The organism is Streptomyces canus, assembly GCF_030816965.1.
Taxonomy (GTDB): Bacteria; Actinomycetota; Actinomycetes; order Streptomycetales; family Streptomycetaceae; genus Streptomyces; species Streptomyces canus_E.
The window spans coordinates 7458665-7477471 of record NZ_JAUSYQ010000002.1 but is presented as its reverse complement, the minus strand read 5'-3'; the positions used below and the strand labels follow the sequence as shown (position 1 = coordinate 7477471).

The window sequence follows — 18807 nt, the reverse complement described above, 5'->3', positions numbered from 1 at the left end:
CCTGACGAGGGACCGGGCCTTCGGTGTCGTACGACTGCGACCTAGTCGAGGTAGTCGCGCAGCACCTGCGAACGCGACGGGTGACGCAGCTTCGACATGGTCTTCGACTCGATCTGGCGGATGCGCTCGCGCGTGACGCCGTACACCTTGCCGATCTCGTCGAGGGTCTTCGGCTGACCGTCGGTGAGACCGAAGCGCATCGAGACGACACCCGCCTCACGCTCGGACAGGGTGTCGAGGACCGAGTGCAGCTGCTCCTGGAGGAGCGTGAAGCTGACCGCGTCAGCCGGGACGACGGCCTCGGAGTCCTCGATGAGGTCACCGAACTCGCTGTCTCCGTCCTCGCCGAGCGGGGTGTGCAGCGAGATGGGCTCACGGCCGTACTTCTGGACCTCGATGACCTTCTCGGGGGTCATGTCGAGTTCCTTGGCCAGCTCCTCCGGGGTGGGCTCGCGGCCCAGGTCCTGGAGCATCTGGCGCTGCACGCGCGCGAGCTTGTTGATGACCTCGACCATGTGCACCGGGATACGGATGGTGCGGGCCTGGTCGGCCATCGCGCGGGTGATCGCCTGACGGATCCACCAGGTGGCGTACGTGGAGAACTTGTAGCCCTTGGTGTAGTCGAACTTCTCGACCGCGCGGATCAGACCGAGGTTGCCCTCCTGGATGAGGTCCAGGAACAGCATGCCGCGGCCGGTGTAGCGCTTGGCCAGGGAGACCACCAGTCGGAGGTTGGCCTCCAGCAGGTGGTTCTTGGCTCGGCGGCCGTCCTCAGCGATGATCTCCAGCTCGCGCTTGAGCTTCGGGGCGAGCTTGTCGGCGTTGGCCAGCTTGTCCTCGGCGAACAGACCGGCCTCGATGCGCTTGGCGAGCTCGACCTCCTGCTCGGCGTTGAGCAGCGGGACCTTGCCGATCTGCTTGAGGTAGTCCTTGACCGGGTCGGCGGTGGCACCGGCCACGGCGACCTGCTGGGCCGGCGCGTCGTCCTCGTCGTCGTCGGAGAGGACGAAGCCCTTGTTCTCGGCCCCCTCCTCTTCCTCTTCACCGGGCTTGATCTCCTCGAGGACCTCGTCCTCGGCGACCTCGGCGTCGTCCTTGCCGGAGGTCGTCTTCTTGGCCGCCGTCTTCTTGGCGACCGCCTTCTTCGCGACCGCCTTCTTCGCGGTCGTCGTCTTCTTGGCTGCGGCCTTCTTCACGAGCGCCTCGTCTTCGACGGAGGCTTCGGCGGAGGCTTCAGCGGCAGGCGCCGCCGGGGTGGCGGTGGCGGTGGCCTTCTTCGTGGTCACCGTCTTCGCCGCGACCGTCTTGGTGGCGGTGCGCTTGGCCGGACTCTTCGCTGCGACGCTCTTTCGGGTGCGCTTGGGCTCCGCGGCACTGACCATCAGCGTCACACCCTCTTCCTCGAGGATCTGGTTGAGGCTGCGCAGTACGTTCTTCCACTGAGTGGCCGGAATCTGGTCAGCTTCGAAGGCCCGACGCACGTCGTCGCCGGCGATCTGCCCCTCAGCCTTTCCCCGCTCAATCAGAGCCATGACAGAGACGGACTCGGCGATCTCCGGCGGGAGCGTACGGGATGTGCTGGCCGACACGAACAACCTCTCGGAACGTTGGAAAACGGCTTCCGGCCCCGTCCACGGCGGACAGGAGCCGACCACCGGCCTGGGTAGTGGCCGACGGCGCGGGCGGGGGCCGGGAAGATGCACAGCGCCTGAAACGGCGTCCGTATTCCCTCCGCGGCTGTCACCTCTTAGGTCATCGCGCTGTTCCCGCGAGCGTTACGCCCAATCTGCGTGGCCCGAGTCACACCCCGTAAGCAACCAAAAACGATCAAACATGGACAGACAAGGTCACCGGGCCGTCCCGACCAGTAGCGCCCGGGATGCCGTCACCGCGCCGCGCCGGTCGGACCCCGCAGGATCCCTGGGGGACCTGCGGGGTCCGACGGAGGCGGTTCGGCGGCCGAACGACGCGACTGGAGGAGGACATCCTCGGCCGCACTGCCCGCGGTGTGCGGTCAGTGCTCGCGCGGCGCGGGCACCACGCGCTCCACCTCAGGATGGACGGCGAGCAGTTGGCGCATGGCCGCTTCGGCCGCCGCACCGTCGCCGGCGGCGAGGGTGTCGGCGATCCGGCCGTGGTGGGCGAGCGACGACTCGGTCGGTCGGTCACAGCCGGTGACCGGGCCGCCGGAGACCTGAAGGGCAGCGGAGACGATCCCGGAAAGATGCTCCAGCATGCGGTTGCCCGCGAGCTGGATGAGCAGGGAATGGAACTCGGCGTCGGCACGGGAGAAGGTGAGCGCGTCACCCTGACTCATGGCGTGTCCCATGATCTCGACCATGTCGCCGAGGCGCTGCTGGACATCCGCACGGCCGTGCCCTGCGGCCAGTCGCGCGGCGAGGGGCTCGATCGTCCAGCGCAGTTCGCTCAGCTCCCGGCGCTGGTCGTCGCGCTGCGGCCCGAACGCCCGCCACTCGATGATGTCCGGGTCCAGGAGGTTCCAGTCGCTGACGGGACGCACGCGCGTGCCGACGTTCGGGCGGGCACTGACCAGGCCCTTGGCCTCCAGGACGCGGAGCGACTCACGGACGACGGTACGGGAGACCTCGAAACGCTGGCCGATCTCCTCGGGGACCAGTGGCCGGTCGGCCCCCAGGTCACCGGAGACGATCATCTGGCCCAGCTGCTGAACGAGTTGGCCGTGCAGTCCGCGCCCGCGGCTGCCTGCGGCCCGTCGGCCCACGCGGCCCAGTTCCGGCTCCGAGCCGTCCCAGATGGAGGCTCCGACACGGCCTGCGGCCGGGGCCTCGGCATAGGGGTAGCGGTCGAGTTCGCCCGGGCCGGCCAGACCGGAATCGGCGGAGCGGGCGGCGGTCATCATGGTGTGCGCAAGGGTACTCACGGATCCTTTGTCGGCGCCGCCTCCAACTCCCTTGAGGTCTTTGGTGAAAAGCACACGAAAGGGTGATCGCTCACGCCGTCGCAATTGACGCCTTATCGGAAAGAAATGCGCTTCCATCGGGAAATTGTGCGCAGGTCGGGACCGGAAGCGCCCGGACGATCGTCATCGGACCCTGCTCCGCAGGGCCGTGAGCAGATATGCGCACAGCAGGGCGGTCAGCGACAACGTCAGTGCGCCGCCCACGGGTTGGGCGACCACACGCACCGCTCCGGCCACATAGCGCTCTCCGCCGAAGGGCCACTGCAGCAGGAGAACCTCGCGCAGCCGCGCGGGAAGTCCTGCCGCCGCCCGCACGGACCCCCCGTCCAGCGCTTTCCGCACGAGAGGTACGACGAGAATGGGCACGGCGACCACCGCGGCGAGCCCGGCCGTGGTGGACCGGAAGATGCCGGCGGCCAGAACACCTGCCCAGGCGCACCCGACCACGAGCCCGAACCAACTAGCGCTCAGCGAAACCCAGTCGGCGGGAACTTCCGCGAGTTCCCGTCCGTAGACGATATAGAGCACTTCGGCGTCGCAGCCCACCACGAGAAGGGCAAGCGCCAGCGTGGTGACGGCGGCGACGACGAGTTTCGCGGTGAGCAGCCCCAGTCGGCGGGGGACGGTGCCGCGGTCCGCAGCCAGCGCGGGGTGCCGGAACTCGTCACCGAACGCGAGCGCGCCGAGCAGCCCGGCCCCGAGCGCCGCCGGGGGCAGCGGCAGCTCCCTCGGCCATGCGGCCAGCAGGCGCGCCTGTGGAGTATGACCGACCCGTGCCAGGAGTACGGCGGTGAGAGCGGACGTGACGAGTACGGCGACGCCGGTGAGGAACCCGGTGCCGATCCCAGCCGCGCGGCGCAGTTCGTAGCGCAGGGGGCGCAGGGGACTGGGGGCGGACCTGACGGAGATCGGGGGCGGGAGGGGGGGCGGGGGGGCGGGGGCCCTGGAGTCCGTGGCGGGGCTCAGAGCGGCGTGACCGCTTGCCTCAGCCGGGCCGCTGTGGGTGGCCCGGCTGCTGTGGGGCGCCTGGTCACCGTGCGCTTTCGGGTCTGCGGGCGCCACCCGGGCACCGCGCGTGTGTGAGCCGCTCTGTGATGCGGAGTCGTCTTGCGCAGCTGGGCCGCCTCGCATTTCCGGCCCGGCCACCCCGACAGCCCCGTCGCCAAGGAGCTCGCCGGTCTCCGACCCCGTGGCCCCCGTCCCCGGGTCCTGGGCGGCTTCTGCGGCCTCGCCGGGAAACGGGCCCGCACCGGGTCCCATGTCCCCGATCTCGTCGGCGAGTTGGTGGACCAGAACACCGTGGCGGAAAGCCGTTTCGCCGACGTCGGCACATGTACTGCCGTACACGGACAGACGGTTGCCGCCTTCCCGGACGACTTCGACAGAGCGGTGCGCCGTGCGGGCCTCCTTGGCGAGCAGGGCTGCGAGGCGGGCGGCGTGGGGAGTACGGACGGCGACACGGGGGCGGAGTCTGGTGCGGGCGAACTCCGTGGCCTCCTGGTCCGCGACGAGTCGGCCTTGTTCGAGGGTGATGACGTGATCTGCGGCGCGCGCGGCCTCTTTGGGCTCGGACGTGGTGAACAGGACCGAGCCTCCCTGGGCGGCGTGCGCTCGCAGCATGCCGTGCAGCCAGTGACTCTCGCGCGTGGAGAGCCCGTCGGCGGGGTCGTCCAGGACGAGTGTGTGGGGGTCCGGCAACAGAGCGCAGGCCAGACCCAGGCGGCGGTCCATGCCGCGCGACAGGGTGCCGAGACGCTCGTCGCGCAGGCTGACGAGGCCCACCGCTTCGAGCACTTCGTCAGCGCGCCGGACCGGGACGCCGGCCGCGGCGCACAGCATGCGCAGATGGCCGCGGACCGTGCGCGCGGGATGGCCGGGCACATCTCCCATGAGTACGCCGACCTCGCGCGAGGGATGCGCGATGCGATGCAGCGGGCGGCCTCTGAAGTAGGTGAGGCCACGGCCCTGTTGGAGCTCGAGCATCAGTCTGAGCACCGTCGTCTTGCCCGCACCCGTCGCTCCGAGAAGCGCGGTGACGTGGCCCGCACGGGCCTCGAAGGACACATCGTCGACCGCGGGCGGGAGGTCCTTGCGGGAGTTGCTGGTCAGTCCGAAGGCCTGGATCACCCGCAGCAAGATAGCGCGTTATGTCCGTTTTTCGGCGCCGTCACACTTCGGGGCGCAGCATCGGAGGGTTGAGAAGAGTGGCACCACCGGCCCGGAAGAGCTGGGCAGGGCGGCCGCCCTGTCGCGTGGTGGTGCCGCCAGTGGGGACCAGGAAGCCGGGGGTGCCCGTCACCTTGCGGTGGAAGTTGCGCGGGTCCAGAGCCACGCCCCACACCGCCTCGTAGACGCGGCGCAGCTCGCCCACGGTGAATTCGGGCGGGCAGAACGCGGTGGCCAGCGACGAGTACTCGATCTTCGAGCGGGCGCGCTCCACTCCGTCCGACAGGATCTGCGCATGGTCGAAGGCGAGCGGCGCGACCGGTTCCCCGTCTCGACCGTAGCCGCCCTGCTGCAACAGCTCCTCCACGGGCGCCCACCGCGCGTTGCTGGCGTCACCGCCGGCCCGTGGGGCGGGCAGGTCGGGGGCGAGGGCGAGGTGGGCGACGCTCACCACGCGCATTCGGGGATCGCGCTTGGGGTCGCCGTAGGTCGCGAGCTGTTCCAGGTGCGCTCCGTTGTCCTGGACGGGGACGGCCGGATCGTGGGCGCGCAGCCCGGTCTCCTCGGCAAGCTCACGGGCCGCGGCCTGCGCCAGATCCTCGTCGGCCCGTACGAAACCGCCGGGAAGTGCCCAGCGCCCCTGGAACGGCGGCTCACCCCTGCGCACCGCGAGCGCACACAGGGCGTGGCGGCGCACGGTCAGTACGACCAGGTCCACGGTGACGGCGAAGGGCGGAAAGGCTGACGGGTCGTAGGGCATGCGGCGATCATAGTCGTCTGCCTGACGATAAACACTTCCTTCGCCGGCCGCATCAGTAGCTGATCCACTCTGGCTCCGAGCAGGTCCGGTCCCCGGTACCCGGTCCTTTCCGGAGGGAGTGTCGTCCGAGGTCACGACCTCAGCTGCAGCCTCCCGGCGGCCTCCTCGACCATGGCGAGCCCGAGTCTGCTGACCCGGACCGAGAACGGGGCCCCCGCGACCCTCAGTCCGGTCAGTCCGATCTCACCGAGAGGCGCACTGCGTACGGGGCGCAGTGTGACCGTCCCCGCCGGGGCGTCGGGGCGGATTCCCGCGAGGGCGCTCAGCAGCAGGACGCCAGCGGCCGCTGCCATGGCCGCCGGACGGCAGGCCGCCGGGTGGGGAAGGGGAGCGCTCCCGCCGGTGCGCTGCTCACCCGCGTACATCTCGGGGAGCCGGTGGCCGAACGTCTCAGCCGCCGCCAGCAGACCCCGCAGGAGCGAGCCGGCCTCCTTTTCGTACCCGGCGGCGGCCAGGCCCGCGATGGCGATCGCCGTCTCGTGGACGCGTACCGCTCCGGTGCGATGGCCGAACGGGTTGTATCCCGCCTCTTTCGTACTCAGTCCGCGCAGCCCCCAGCCCGAGTCCATGACCGGGCTTCCGAGCAGCCGGGCGAGCTGCTCGATCTGCGCCCTGTCGAGCAGGCCGGGTGCCTGTTCACCCCCGCCCAGCAGGCCGGTGTCCAGGAGATGGACGGCTGCGGCACCGAGTTGCGGCACAAGACGTCCGTCGGGGGCACGCGCGGCCGCAGGGCGGCCACCGCCGCGGTCCTCGACCCAGAACTCCTCGCGGAAGGCCGAGCGCAGCTCGCCGGCCCACTGCCGCAGCGCCGCCCCGCCGGGTCTGTCGAACGCGTCGAGCAGATCAGCACCGAGGACGGCCGCGCGATGCGCATGGGCCTGAGTCTCGCAGCGGACGGGGCCGCCGGGCTGTGGATCGCACAGATACGTCCCCTCCCTCACGGCTGCTCGCAGCCAGCCCAGACAACGCTCGGCTGTCGGGAGCAATTCTTCTGTCTCTTCTCGGGAGAGCCCCCAACGTGAGGCCTCCGCGAGAAGGGCGGGGAAGAGCAGGGTGGCCTCGGTGCCCGTACAACTGGCCGGAAGATGTACGCCCGCGTCCCGGCGTGGCCCGGGGATCATGCCGGACTGTGCTGTCTGCCCCCGGAGTTGGGCGCGTGCGAGGGTGCGCAGGGTCCCGGCGGCGAGCCGGGTGCCCAGCGGCAGTGTCATGCGGGCTGCGACGAGCGCGTCGGCCGGGGCCAGGCCGACGCGCCAGGGGGCTCCGGCCGCGAGGTGGGTATCGATGGGGTGTGCCGGGTCGCGCAGCAGCAAAGACTGCAGATCGTCAATGCTCGTGTCCAGGAGCGGCCCGATTGCGGGGTGGTCTCCCGTCGCGCGGGCGGAAGCCAGGGGGCTGGTCGCCGCGCGCCCGACGGCCTGGACGGGGCCCGCCCCGTCCAGGCGTACCCGCAACTCAAGGCCGGCCGTGCCTCCGGGAGGCAGGTCGAACTCCCAGCGCAATAGACCTGCAGACGCCAGCGCGTCGGAGGGCGGTGGGTCGGCCGTGACCGACGCCCCGCCGGCGGCGCAGGACCAGCGCAGGCCGGAGTCGTGGACAGTCGCGGAAAGTTCGGGTCCCGCTCGGCCCGACGCGATCGCGCCGAGGTCCGCCAGATCCGTACCGAGTGCCACCTCCACCGGCAGTCGCAGTGGGCGGACGGCGGCGCTGTGCAGCGTGATGCGCTCCGTCCCGTCCGCGTGGCGTGTGCGTTCGACGACGACGTCCGGGTCCGGGCCTCCGCCCTGGGAGACACGAGCGGTGGCCACGAAACGTGCGCGATCCGCCGCGGTCGTCCGCGCCTGGACCGCGAGTGGCTCACGGCCGGCGATACGGATCTGGCACCGGGAGAGCACGCGTCGGCCCGCGCGGTAGAAGCCTTCCAGCCCGTGACCGGTCAGCTGACCTTGATCCGTGGAGATGGCGAGGCCCGGAAGGGCCACGCAGATGATGACCGAGTGCGCCGGGGGGAGTTCAGCTGGGCCTCGGGGGCCCGAAGGGTGGCTCTGCGGCGGCGCGGGTGAGGGCGGGCGAGATGGACGGCTCGGGGTCTGAGGCGGTGCCCAGTCCTGCCCCGGTGTCGACGAGCGCCGCGCAGGCGCCACCGACGGAGACCGCTCCCGGTCCCGTGACAGCGAGGAACCGGTGTTCTCCTGGTCCTGGTCCGCAGCCGCGTTCCAGCGCTGCTCAACGGCCACCGAGGTGCGCTGGGTGCCGCTCGGAAACCTCGGCTCAGACTCACCGGTGGCCGCGGCCCGCGGCGGCGGACCGGCGCTTGCTTTCCCTACCGTCGTCGGCGCGCCGAGGGCCGAACGGTCGTCGTCGGTGGAGGGCGGAGTCGGCTGATGCAAGGGGCGCTTCCTCTGCACTCTGCGCGGCTCGGGCGTGTTCGGCGCCCGGTGCGTGGCTCCTGCAGGACATGGGTGCTGCTGCGGTACGGCCCGATCGGGCGTTCCGCCACTCAGGTGAACGGGACGGACCTGTTCGGGGTCACGCCCACGAGCGCGGAAGCCGACCGAATGGCGGCGACCCGGAACCGTTACCCGGCGACACAGGCGGGACCACCCGCGTGTGACACACGTCCAGTGGTCGCTCATCCCTCCTCCTCGGTGGCACCCCCGGGCCGTGTGCCCTGGGGTCGGCGCTCGTCGCCGTTGCCCGTGGTGCGGCGGGCGGCACCGGGACGTGTACTGCGGGCCGGTCGAGAGCGCGGGCGGAATACCTCCGCGCGGGGCTGTCGCCCTTCCGCTTCCGCGGCATCCGGACGGGCGGCGGGGCGAGTGCCGGGACGCACACGCTTACGTCGGCGGGAGGATGTGGCGGGCGGTGGCACCGGCAGAGAGCGGTCGGAACCGGACGGGCACGGCGGCAGCGCGTCTTCGGCACGGGACGGGCACGCCGACGGCATGTCGCTGCGCTTGCCGGGCACAGGCTCGCCCGCCATGCCCCCGTCCGAACCTGGCTGGGTTGCCACCTGACCAGGAACGGGCGTGTTCGGCTGCACCAGGTCGTCGGTCGTCTCCACATCGTCCCCATCGGCGGACTGAGTGGTTGCAGCCCGCGCGGTTGCCTCGCGCCCCTCGCGTTCCGCGCGCAGGCATCGGCGAATGGATTCCGGGTCCAGTCCCTCGTTGCAGGCTTGGTGCAGGAGCCGGGCGAAGAGGTAGCCGGGATCCGCACCCAGGGCCATGGCCAGCGCTTCCCTGGCCTCGATCTCGTCGCCCGCGGCCCACGCGACCCATCCGGCGAGCGTGAGCGGCGCCGCCGCATGCTCGCCGTAGGGTCCGACGCAGCGGCGGGCCAATGCGCGCCACAGGCGCAGTGCCGGTCCGGCCTCCTCGGCCTCCATCCACTCGGCCGCGCGGTCCCGGGTCGTGCGGTCCTGCAGGCCGAGGATGAGTTCCGCCGCCTCTTCGTGCCCCAGCAGTTCGTCGTCTCGCAGGTCGGCCTGGAGCGCGCCCGACACGGGCGCTGCCTCGGCGAAGCGTGCCATGGTGCGCCTGGCCAGGCGCACCGTCTCCTCGGCCACCTCCGCCCTGCCCGTCAGGTCGAGCATCCTGGGGACCAGGGCCATGCCTGCGGTGTCCAGAGCGACTTCCTGTTCCAGCGCGGCCGCGGTCTCCCAGGGCTGCAGCCTGGCCCGCAACTCGCGCAGTGTGCCGCGCACCTGCAGTCCGGCATACGTGGCCGCCGCGGCGAGCACCGAGGTGCCGGGCAGACCCATCGGAAGTCCCTCAACCGGGCAGCATTCCTCGCTCGGGCAACAGTACGACCAGTAGCGGCCGTCGGAGATGCACAACGCCTCGATCACAGGAACGTCGAGCCGGCCGCACTCCGTGCGCAGCAAGGAGGCAAGCGGGGCGAGCCGCTCCGTGATCTGCCTGCCGGTCTCACCGGCCGCAGGTTCCTGGCAGAGGTAAGCGACCATCTGCTCGGGGCGGGCGCCCCGGCGCTCGCTGCCGGTGATCAGTCCGTGGGCCAACTGCCTGGCCACGGCCGCCCAGTCGTCCTTATTGGCGGGAATGCCGAGCCGGGCTCGCCCGCCGAACCGGCCGCGGCCGCACCGGTCGTGCAGGGCGACCAGAACGATGCTGTCCTCGGGCCGGTACCCGAGCAGGTAGGGCAGGGCGTCGGCCAGTTCCCCCGGGGTCCTCAGGGTGACCTGGTGTTCGGCGCCATGGGCGTCGAATCCGACGCGGTCGCTGATCCCCGAGCCGTCGTTGTTGCGTCCGTCGTTGTTGCGTCCGTCGTCGTCCCGCCCGCCGTCATTGCCGTTTGCGGCGGGTCCGGTCGTTTCGCTGTGATTCGTCATGCGCAGACGATCTCGCGGATCGCGACGTTCCGTTTGCTCCTGTGGATAAGTTCGATCAGGGTCACGACAAAGCCATTCCGTCGTCCACAGCCTGGCCGCCTCGAGGTCCCGCTGTCGGAGGCGTCCTGTTGTATGGAGGCATGACGCACACGAGCAAGACGGAGTTGCGCGAGGCTGCCGACCGGATCCTCGTCCGGCTCGTCGGGGACAGCACCGGATCGGCGCGCCTGCGCGAGGACCAGTGGCGGGCGATCGAGTCGCTGGTCGCCGACAAGCGCCGGGCCCTGGTCGTGCAGCGTACGGGGTGGGGCAAGTCCGCGGTGTACTTCGTGGCGACGGCCCTGCTGCGCGAGCGCGGTGCCGGGCCGACCGTGATCGTCTCTCCGCTGCTCGCGCTCATGCGCAACCAGGTCGAGGCCGCCGCCCGAGCCGGCATCCACGCCCGGACCATCAACTCCTCCAACCCCGAGGAGTGGGAGACCATCCGAGCCGAGGTCGCCGCGGGCACCGTGGACGTGCTGCTCGTGAGCCCCGAGCGGCTCAACAACCCGGACTTCCGCGACAACGTCCTGCCGGAACTGTCTGCCGCCACCGGCCTTCTCGTCGTCGACGAGGCGCACTGCATCTCCGACTGGGGCCATGACTTCCGCCCCGACTACCGCCGTCTGCGCACCATGCTCACCGATCTGCCTCCCGGGGTGCCTGTGCTGGCCACCACCGCCACGGCCAACGCCCGGGTCACCTCCGACGTGGCGGAGCAGTTGGGCACCGGCACCGGATCGGACGCGCTGGTCCTGCGCGGCCCGCTCGACCGCGAGAGCCTCAGCCTCGGCGTGCTCCAGCTCCCCGACGCCGCCCACCGGCTGGCCTGGCTCGCCGATCACCTGGACGACCTGCCGGGTTCCGGGATCATCTACACGCTGACGGTCGCCGCCGCTGAGGAGATCACCGCCTTCCTGCGGCAGTGCGGGCACACCGTCGCCTCGTACACGGGAAAGACGGAGAACGCCGAACGCCAGCAGGCCGAGGAAGCCCTCCTCTCGAACAAGGTCAAGGCGCTGGTGGCCACCTCCGCGCTCGGCATGGGGTTCGACAAACCCGACCTCGGCTTCGTCGTCCACGTCGGTTCACCGTCCTCCCCCATCGCCTACTACCAGCAGGTCGGCCGCGCCGGACGCGGCGTCGAGCACGCCGAGGTGCTGCTCCTGCCCGGCCGCGAGGACGAAGCGATCTGGTCGTACTTCGCCTCCGTCGCGTTCCCGCCCGAAGAATCCGTACGGCGCACCCTCGATGCCCTCGCCCGAGCGGACCGGCCGCTGTCACTGCCCGCGCTCGAACCACTGGTCGAGCTCAACCGCACCCGCTTGGAGATCATGCTCAAGGTGCTGGACGTGGACGGTGCGGTCCACCGGGTCAAGGGCGGATGGATCGCCACCGGAGAGCCCTGGTCGTACGACACCGAGCGCTACGCCTGGGTCGCCAAGCAGCGCGCCACCGAGCAGCAGGCCATGCGGGACTACGCCACCACCACGGGCTGCCGTATGGAGTTCCTGAGGCGGCAGCTGGACGACGAGGAGGCGGCCCCCTGCGGCCGCTGCGACAACTGCGCCGGACCCCGCTTCACCGCCGACATCTCCTCGGCCGCCCTGGACACGGCGGGCGGCTCGCTCGCCCGCGCCGGTGTCGTGGTGGAGCCCCGCCGAATGTGGCCCACAGGCCTCCCGGCCATCGGCGTCGACCTCAAGGGCCGCATTCCGCCCGGCGAACAGGCCTTGCCGGGCCGGGCGCTCGGGCGGATGTCGGACATCGGCTGGGGCAACCGTCTCCGCCCGCTGCTCGCACCCGGGACTCCGGACGCTCCCGCCCCCGACGACGTGGCGAACGCCGTGGTGACCGTGCTCGCCGACTGGGCCAAGTCCCCCGACGGTTGGGCGTCAGGCGCCCCGGACGCACCGGCACGCCCTGTCGGGGTGGTCGCCGTTCCCTCGCGCAGCCGGCCCCAGTTGGTCACATCCCTCGGGAGCCGAATCTCCGCCGTCGGCCGTATCCCGTTCCTGGGATCCCTCGCATACACGGACCACTCCGACGACCTCTTGCTGCCCCGCTCCAACAGCGCCCAGCGCCTGCGGGCCCTGCACGGAGCGCTCAGCGTCCCTCCGCCCCTGCGAGAGGCGCTGCAGGCAGCCGGGGGCCCCGTCCTGCTCGTCGACGACATGACCGAGACCGGCTGGACCCTCGCGGTCGCCGCCCGGCTGCTGTTGCGGTCAGGTGCCCAGGGGGTGTTGCCTCTGGTGCTGGCCGTCCGTGGCTGAGCAGGCACCGGGGGCGACGGCGCGCCACGCGCCCGTACCGATTCCGCCTCTCGAACGGCCGGGCTCGGAGGTTCCCTCGCATCGCCGGTCAAACACTGGGTAGGGATATAAGCCACGAACCGTCAGATTCGTGTCGGTGGACCCAATTGCTCGTTGCCGCAACCAAGTTCGACAGGAAGAATTGAGGTCCGCTCCCCGCACGGCTCGTCCGTTGACCGGTAGGGCTCTGCTGCGGTGCGCGCTCCCCCGAATCCGACCCCGCCCGCCGTATGGGCGCGTAGCCGAAGGGAGGACCGTGACCTTCGGATTCGCTCCGTCCTCCGCGGCGTCCACGTCGTCAACCGACCTGTCCGCCGCATCCGCCAACCCTCTGGCCCGTCTGCTCGAACCCGCCGAGTGGGCCGAGGCCGGCATCCCGCTGCTGCGCAATCCGCGCGAGGTCGTCAGCGGGCTGCACTCCCGGCACCGCCCCAAACCGGCGACCGCGATCGTGGCGGTCCTCGACCCCGACGAACGACTGCGGGCGAGCGCCTCGTTCACCCGCCGTCCGGCACCGGCCGACGGCTGGATGTTCCGGAACACGCTGCTTGCCCAGCTGCGCCGGGTGATCCCGCACGACCTGCGGCGCCGCACCCCCGTGCGGACCGCTGTGCTGCTCTACTGCCGTGAGGGCGACGCACGTTGGACCGAGGAGGACGGCGCGTGGATGTGGGGCCTGCGTGACGCCTGCACTTTGCACGGGCTGCGCTGCGGGGCATACATCACGCTGACGCGCGACGGCTGGCAGGTGCTCGGCGAGGGACGCGGCGGACGTCGGCCGAACGCGGACTCCGCGCCGGAGCCGTTCGCCACGTCCGAGTCACCCCCCCTGCTGCCACGCACCGGCGGCGCCGCCTCGGAGGTCCTGCGCCGTGTGGCGGCTCGCTGAGGGCTGAGCGCCGAGACTGGCCCGGTCGCCGTTCTTCGGCCGTACGTCCCGGACGTACGGCCCACGACGTCGTGGCGCACCGGGCGCACGCGTTCCTGGCACCGGCATGGCGCGTTCGCGAGGGGACACCCGCTCGGACGCGGGCATGCCGAAGGGCTCACTGTGCAGGTGCCGCGCAGGCGGCACCTTTCATCACCCCGACGTCCCTCCGGACGTACCGGAACCGGCTCAGACGCCGGCGCCCAGTACCGAGTTGATCTGCTGCGGGTCGCCGCAGACGATCAGCAGGGCGCCGGCCCGGGCGTGCGCCAGAGGCAGGGCCTCGGCGGCAGCGGCGGCGGAACCGCCGTTGACGGCGACCACGACCACCGGACGGGACGCGGCACGCGAGACCGCCGTGGCGTCCGCGTAGAACACGTCGTCACCGGCGTCGTGCTGCGCCCAGTAGGCGGCTTCACCGAAGGACAGCTCGTGGGCAGCCCACGGATGCTGTTCGCCAGTGGTGATCACCAGCACGTCACCGGGGGCGCGGCCCGACTCCAGCAGGAGGTCCACGGCTTCCTCGGCAGCGTCGAGCGCACCAGCGGCCGAGGCCGGGATGAGCTGGATCTGCGGGGCGGCCGAAGCTGAAGCCGGGGCTGGAGTCGCGGCGGCGGTGGCGGGGACAGCGGGGCCCGGCACTCCGGGCTTGGCCACGGCGACGTCGTGCGGCGTCCGCTGCACCGGCGGCGCGGGCCGCAGCGGGCCGGGGCGACCGGGGCGCGGCGGAGCCGCGGGGCGTGGACCGGGTACGGGACGAGGGGTCGGCGCGGTGCGGCCGCTGGCCGGAGTGGCGCGGGGACCCTGGGCACTCTCGTGAATCTGAGGCTCCTCGGGAATGAGAGGCATGGGCTGATGTTTATCAAACGTTGGTGCGGCTCACGTCAGCGGGTGGCACATCAGTGCGAGCGGAATCGTCAGAAGTCGAAGCCGAGCTGGCCCTCGATCTCCGGAACGCTTCCATCCGCCCAGCTGCGGGCCTTCTTGAGGTGCCGCCACTGAGGCAGCGCATCAAGATACGCCCACGACAACCGGTGGTACGGGGTGGGGCCCCGAACCTCCAGCGCGGCCTTGTGCACGGGCGACGGATACCCGGCGTTGGCCGCAAAACCGAAGTCTGCATGGTCGATACCCAGTTCGGCCATCATTTTGTCGCGCTGAACCTTGGCGATCACCGAGGCCGCCGCGACCGCCACACAGGATTGGTCACCCTTGATCACGGTCCGGACATTCCAGGGCGCTCCGAGATAGTCGTGCTTCCCGTCGAGGATCACCGCGTCCGGCCGGACCGGGAGCGCCCCCAGGGCGCGCACGGCGGCAATCCGCAGGGCGGCCGTCATCCCCAGGTCGTCGATCTCTTGGTGACTCGCGTGCCCCAGGGCGTACGACGTCACCCACGTCCGCAGTACCTCTGCGAGTTCAGTACGGCGTTTGACGCTGAGCAGCTTGGAGTCGGTGAGGCCTTGGGGCGGTCGACGCAGTCCGGTGACGGCCGCGCAGACGGTGACGGGGCCGGCCCAGGCACCTCGCCCCACCTCGTCGACACCGGCAATGATCTTCGCTCCGGTCGTGGCGCGAAGGGAGCGCTCGACGGTGTGAGTAGGTGGTTCGTACGGCATGGCGCCCTTAGCCTACGCCGCCCGGATCACCCTGCGACACCCGGTTTCCCCGGACGGCGTCCGGACGTCCACGATCAGCGCTCACAGGCCGGTCGGCCGCAGCAGCGGCAGCAGGAATTGGTCGATCATCTCTTCGACATCCCGGTCGCCCCATTCGCTACCGCGCATCTTGGAGCGATACATCATCATGGCGGGAATGGCATCGAAGACATAGTCGTTCGCCGCGTCAGGACGCACCTCACCCCGCTCTATTCCACGGGTGATGATCTCGCGAAGCAGCCTCACACTCGGCTCCACGACCCCGTTGAAGATCACGGCATGGAAGCGTTCAGCCTGAGCCTGGTCGCATTCGTGAATGACTGCGCGCAGCGCGAAGCCAGGCCTCGAGAACATCGCTTCGCGCGCCTGGTGGCACAGTTCGAGCAAATCCTCGCGCACACCACCGAGGTCGGGCGCCTCCTCGAAACGCGGCAGTCCGGCCCGAAGGGCGTCTGCGACCAGGTCCTCCTTGGAGGGCCAGCGTCGATATACCGCGGCCTTGCCGGTCTGGGCTCCGGCAGCGACACCTTCCATCGTGAGGCCGTTCCAGCCGACCGTGCTGAGCTGTTCCAGCGCGGCGTCGAGGATCGCACGCTCCAGCACGGCGCCGCGCCGACGGAGGGAGACCGCCTGAGCGGGGGCGGTCGTCCAGCGCGAGGTAACCATCTGAGTGACTCCAGCGAACAGGGAAGCGGGGATTTCGGGGAGGGACGGGGCAACGCGCGGCGACACAGGGGGACGCGCCACGCGCCAACAAACTTAAGTGAACGCTTGCGTTCACTACTAGGGACTCACTACCGTTGACGCAACAGTGAACGCAACCGTTCACTAACGTGCTTGTGGGGGACCCATAGTGACAACCTCTCAGTTGATCAAGGATCAGAAACCAGGTGCGGCCCGCCGGGAAGGGCGACCCGGCATCGCGCTCGCCGTCATCGCGGCCTGCCAACTCATGGTGGTACTCGACGCGACGATTGTGAACATCGCGCTGCCGCACATTCAAGACGCTCTCAAATTCAGCACCACCGACCTCACATGGGTCGTCAGCGCCTACACGCTCACCTTCGGCGGCCTGCTCCTTCTGGGCGGTCGCGCGGGTGACATCCTCGGGCGCCGCCGGGTGTTCATGACCGGCATCCTGCTGTTCACCTTCGCCTCGCTGCTCGGCGGCCTCGCCCAGGAGCCCTGGCAACTGCTGGCCGCCCGCGTCCTGCAGGGCGTGGGCGGCGCGATCGCGTCGCCCACCTCGCTGGCGCTGATCACCACCACATTCCCCGAAGGTCCCGAGCGCAACCGGGCCTTCGGCGTCTTCGCCGCCGTCTCCGCGGGCGGCGGTGCCATAGGTCTGCTGGCGGGAGGCATGCTCACCGAGTGGCTCGACTGGCGATGGGTGCTCTTCGTCAACGTGCCGATCGGCGTGCTGATCGCGGTACTCACCCCGCTGTACATCAGCGAGTCCGAGCGCCACAGCGGCCGCTTCGACATCGCGGGCGCCCTGACCTCCACAGGCGGCATGGCCCTGCTCGTCTACGGTTTCATCCGCGCCGCCGACGAGGGCTGGCGGGACAGCCTGACCATCGGGTCCTTCGGCATCGCCGTGGTGCTCCTGCTCGCCTTCGCCTTCATCGAGTCGCGCGCCAAGGAGCCGATCACCCCTCTGCGGATGTTCGCCGACCGCAACCGCTCGGGCACCTACGTGATCATGCTGAGTCTCGCTGCCGCAATGTTCGGCATGTTCTTCTACATCGTGCTCTTCGTCCAGAACGTGCTGGACTACACCCCGATCCAGGCCGGTCTCGCCTTCCTGCCCGTGACGGTCGTGATCGCGCTGGGGGCAGGCCTCTCGCAGCGGTTCCTGCCAGTGCTCGGCCCCAAGCCGTTCATGCTCACGGGTTCGGCGCTCGCGGTCGCCGGGCTCGCCTGGCAGGCACTCATCAGCTCCGACAGCTCCTACGTCGGTGGAGTTCTCGGACCGATGCTGATCTTCGGCTTCGGCATGGGCCTGAACTTCGTGACGCTGACGATCACCGCGGTCTCCGGCGTCGCCCAGCATGAGGCCGGCGCGGCCTCCGGGCTGCTCAACGCCACACAGCAGGTGGGCGGTTCGCTCGGTCTGTCCATCCTGACGACCGTGTTCGGGTCGGCCAGCAAGGACGAGGCCGAGAAGCAGCTGCCGCATTTCATGGCCGACGGTTCGGCGGAGCAGAAGGCGGAGTTCGCCAAGACGCACCAGCTGCCCGCCCCGTGGGGACACGAAGTGCTCGCCCAGGGCATCTCGTCGGGCTTCGTGGCAGCTGCCTCGATGGCCGTACTCGCCCTGGCCAGTGCCTGGTTGGTGATCAAGGTCCGCAAGAGTGACCTGGAGGCGCTCGCCGGCACGGCGGGTCCGGGCCTCGGCTGATGGAGCCGGGCTCACGATGAGCAGCGGATGGCCGGGCCGGGTCCGGAGGATCGACGGCGAGGACGAGAGTCCGGCCATCCGCACGACAAGCACCGTCCACAGCAGGGCGAACACCACCAACCACCCCATGGCCACACCCCGCGCCTCTCACGTGGCTTGTGCGTGCACCGGCCCATCCGTCGCACGGCAACTGCCACGACAACGAGCGGGCGGTTACGCAGAGTTCCCGGCATGCACGGAGAGTTTTCGAGGATGCGGCCGGAGGCGAGGCCTGGGCTCCTAGCCCGGCACCCGCAGCCACTCCGGAAACGCCTCGGTCCGTTGCACCCACTCGGCGGGCGGCGCCCCGGCCTTCCCCCCGGCGATCACACCACCCACGATGGCGCAGGTCGTGTCCACGTCACCGCCCACCTGGGCGGTTGTCCAGAACGCCTCCTCGTAGTCGCCCAGGGACCGGGCGGCGGACCAGAGCGCGAACGGCACAGTGTCGTGGGCCGTCGTCCGGCGCCCGCAGCCCAGAACGGCCGCGACGGTGGAGGCGTCACCGTAGTCGAGCATGTCGCGTGCCCGCCGCAGCCCCGCGCCGACGGCACTCTTCGGGACGAGAGCGATGACGCCGTCAAGAAATGCCCCGGGGCTGGGCGGACCACCGGGGGCGGCGGCCAGCGCGGCGGCCGCTGCGACGGCCATGGCGCCGACCACGGCCTCACGGTGCTGATGCGTGGGATACGCCGAGATCTCGGCCTGGTGGGTCGCCTGCTCCGGGTCGTCCGCGTAGAACGCTCCGAGGGGCGGGATGCGCATCGCGGCGCCGTTGCCCCAGGAACCCTGCCCGTTGAAGAGAGCCGCGGCGAGCTCGCGCCAGTCACCGCCCTCGCGGACCAGCCGCAGCAGGCGGTTGACTGCGGGGCCGTAGCCTCGATCGAAATCGTGGTGTTCGGCGAAGGACTGGGCCAGGACGTCCTGGTCGATGCGGTGGTGGGCGGCCAGGACGGCCACCACCGAGCAGGCCATCTCGGTGTCGTCCGTCCACTGCCAGTGGCCGGGCGGCAACTCGCGGTTCTTCAGCAGGGGGTAGTTCACCGGCACGAAGAACTGCGAGCCCAGCGCGTCCCCCACGGCCAGGCCACGCAGACTGGCCAGGGCGCGGCTCAGGCGCCCCTCGAGTGCGGAGTCAGCGGTCATCGGTCT

At 70.7% G+C, this 18807-nt stretch carries 13 protein-coding genes; 3 read left to right on the top strand and 10 right to left on the bottom strand.

Annotation, left to right across the window (positions count from 1 at the left end):
- Positions 1-41: 41 nt before the first annotated feature.
- The 6 genes from QF027_RS35390 to QF027_RS35365 form a co-directional block, all read right to left on the bottom strand.
- A complete protein-coding gene (locus QF027_RS35390; protein ID WP_307079195.1) occupies positions 42-1589 on the bottom strand; it encodes an RNA polymerase sigma factor in 1548 nt (515 codons plus the stop codon).
- A 425-nt stretch (positions 1590-2014) separates the two neighbouring features.
- Positions 2015-2902, bottom strand: a complete 888-nt coding sequence (locus QF027_RS35385; protein WP_306975448.1) for a FadR/GntR family transcriptional regulator — start codon at positions 2900-2902, stop codon at positions 2015-2017.
- A gap of 162 nt (positions 2903-3064) precedes the next feature.
- Positions 3065-5068, bottom strand: a complete 2004-nt coding sequence (locus tag QF027_RS35380) for an ABC transporter ATP-binding protein (protein WP_307079193.1) — start codon at positions 5066-5068, stop codon at positions 3065-3067.
- Positions 5069-5108: 40 nt separating this feature from the next.
- The gene (locus tag QF027_RS35375; protein ID WP_030326766.1) at positions 5109-5867 is read right to left on the bottom strand and encodes an NUDIX hydrolase; all 759 of its coding nucleotides are present in this window, start codon (positions 5865-5867) and stop codon (positions 5109-5111) included.
- A 131-nt stretch (positions 5868-5998) separates the two neighbouring features.
- A complete protein-coding gene (locus QF027_RS35370; protein WP_307079191.1) occupies positions 5999-7909 on the bottom strand; it encodes a glycogen debranching N-terminal domain-containing protein in 1911 nt (636 codons plus the stop codon).
- A gap of 650 nt (positions 7910-8559) precedes the next feature.
- Positions 8560-10278: a DUF4192 domain-containing protein gene (locus QF027_RS35365; protein WP_307079189.1), complete on the bottom strand. Its 1719-nt coding sequence runs from the start codon at positions 10276-10278 to the stop codon at positions 8560-8562.
- Between the two features lie 140 nt (positions 10279-10418).
- Here QF027_RS35365 and QF027_RS35360 point away from each other — a divergent pair, with 140 nt between their 5' ends.
- Positions 10419-12590, top strand: a complete 2172-nt coding sequence (locus tag QF027_RS35360) for a RecQ family ATP-dependent DNA helicase (protein WP_307079187.1) — start codon at positions 10419-10421, stop codon at positions 12588-12590.
- A 295-nt stretch (positions 12591-12885) separates the two neighbouring features.
- Positions 12886-13518, top strand: coding sequence for a hypothetical protein (locus QF027_RS35355; protein WP_306975458.1), 633 nt, complete (start codon positions 12886-12888; stop codon positions 13516-13518).
- A 228-nt stretch (positions 13519-13746) separates the two neighbouring features.
- On the opposite strand, the gene QF027_RS35350 is transcribed toward QF027_RS35355, so the two are convergent.
- The 3 genes from QF027_RS35350 to QF027_RS35340 all read right to left on the bottom strand — a co-directional run bounded on the left by QF027_RS35350 (position 13747) and on the right by QF027_RS35340 (position 15881).
- Positions 13747-14406, bottom strand: coding sequence for a hypothetical protein (locus QF027_RS35350; RefSeq protein WP_306975460.1), 660 nt, complete (start codon positions 14404-14406; stop codon positions 13747-13749).
- Positions 14407-14474: 68 nt separating this feature from the next.
- Positions 14475-15176, bottom strand: a complete 702-nt coding sequence (locus QF027_RS35345) for a ribonuclease HII (protein ID WP_307079185.1) — start codon at positions 15174-15176, stop codon at positions 14475-14477.
- Positions 15177-15257: 81 nt separating this feature from the next.
- Entirely contained in the window at positions 15258-15881 is a 624-nt protein-coding gene (locus tag QF027_RS35340; RefSeq protein ID WP_307079183.1) for a TetR/AcrR family transcriptional regulator, read from the bottom strand.
- A 187-nt stretch (positions 15882-16068) separates the two neighbouring features.
- Here QF027_RS35340 and QF027_RS35335 point away from each other — a divergent pair, with 187 nt between their 5' ends.
- Entirely contained in the window at positions 16069-17616 is a 1548-nt protein-coding gene (locus QF027_RS35335) for an MFS transporter (RefSeq protein WP_306975467.1), read from the top strand.
- Positions 17617-17895: 279 nt separating this feature from the next.
- Here the strand turns inward: QF027_RS35335 and QF027_RS35330 are convergent, their stop codons facing one another.
- The gene (locus tag QF027_RS35330) at positions 17896-18801 is read right to left on the bottom strand and encodes an ADP-ribosylglycohydrolase family protein (RefSeq protein WP_307079181.1); all 906 of its coding nucleotides are present in this window, start codon (positions 18799-18801) and stop codon (positions 17896-17898) included.
- Positions 18802-18807: the final 6 nt, after the last annotated feature.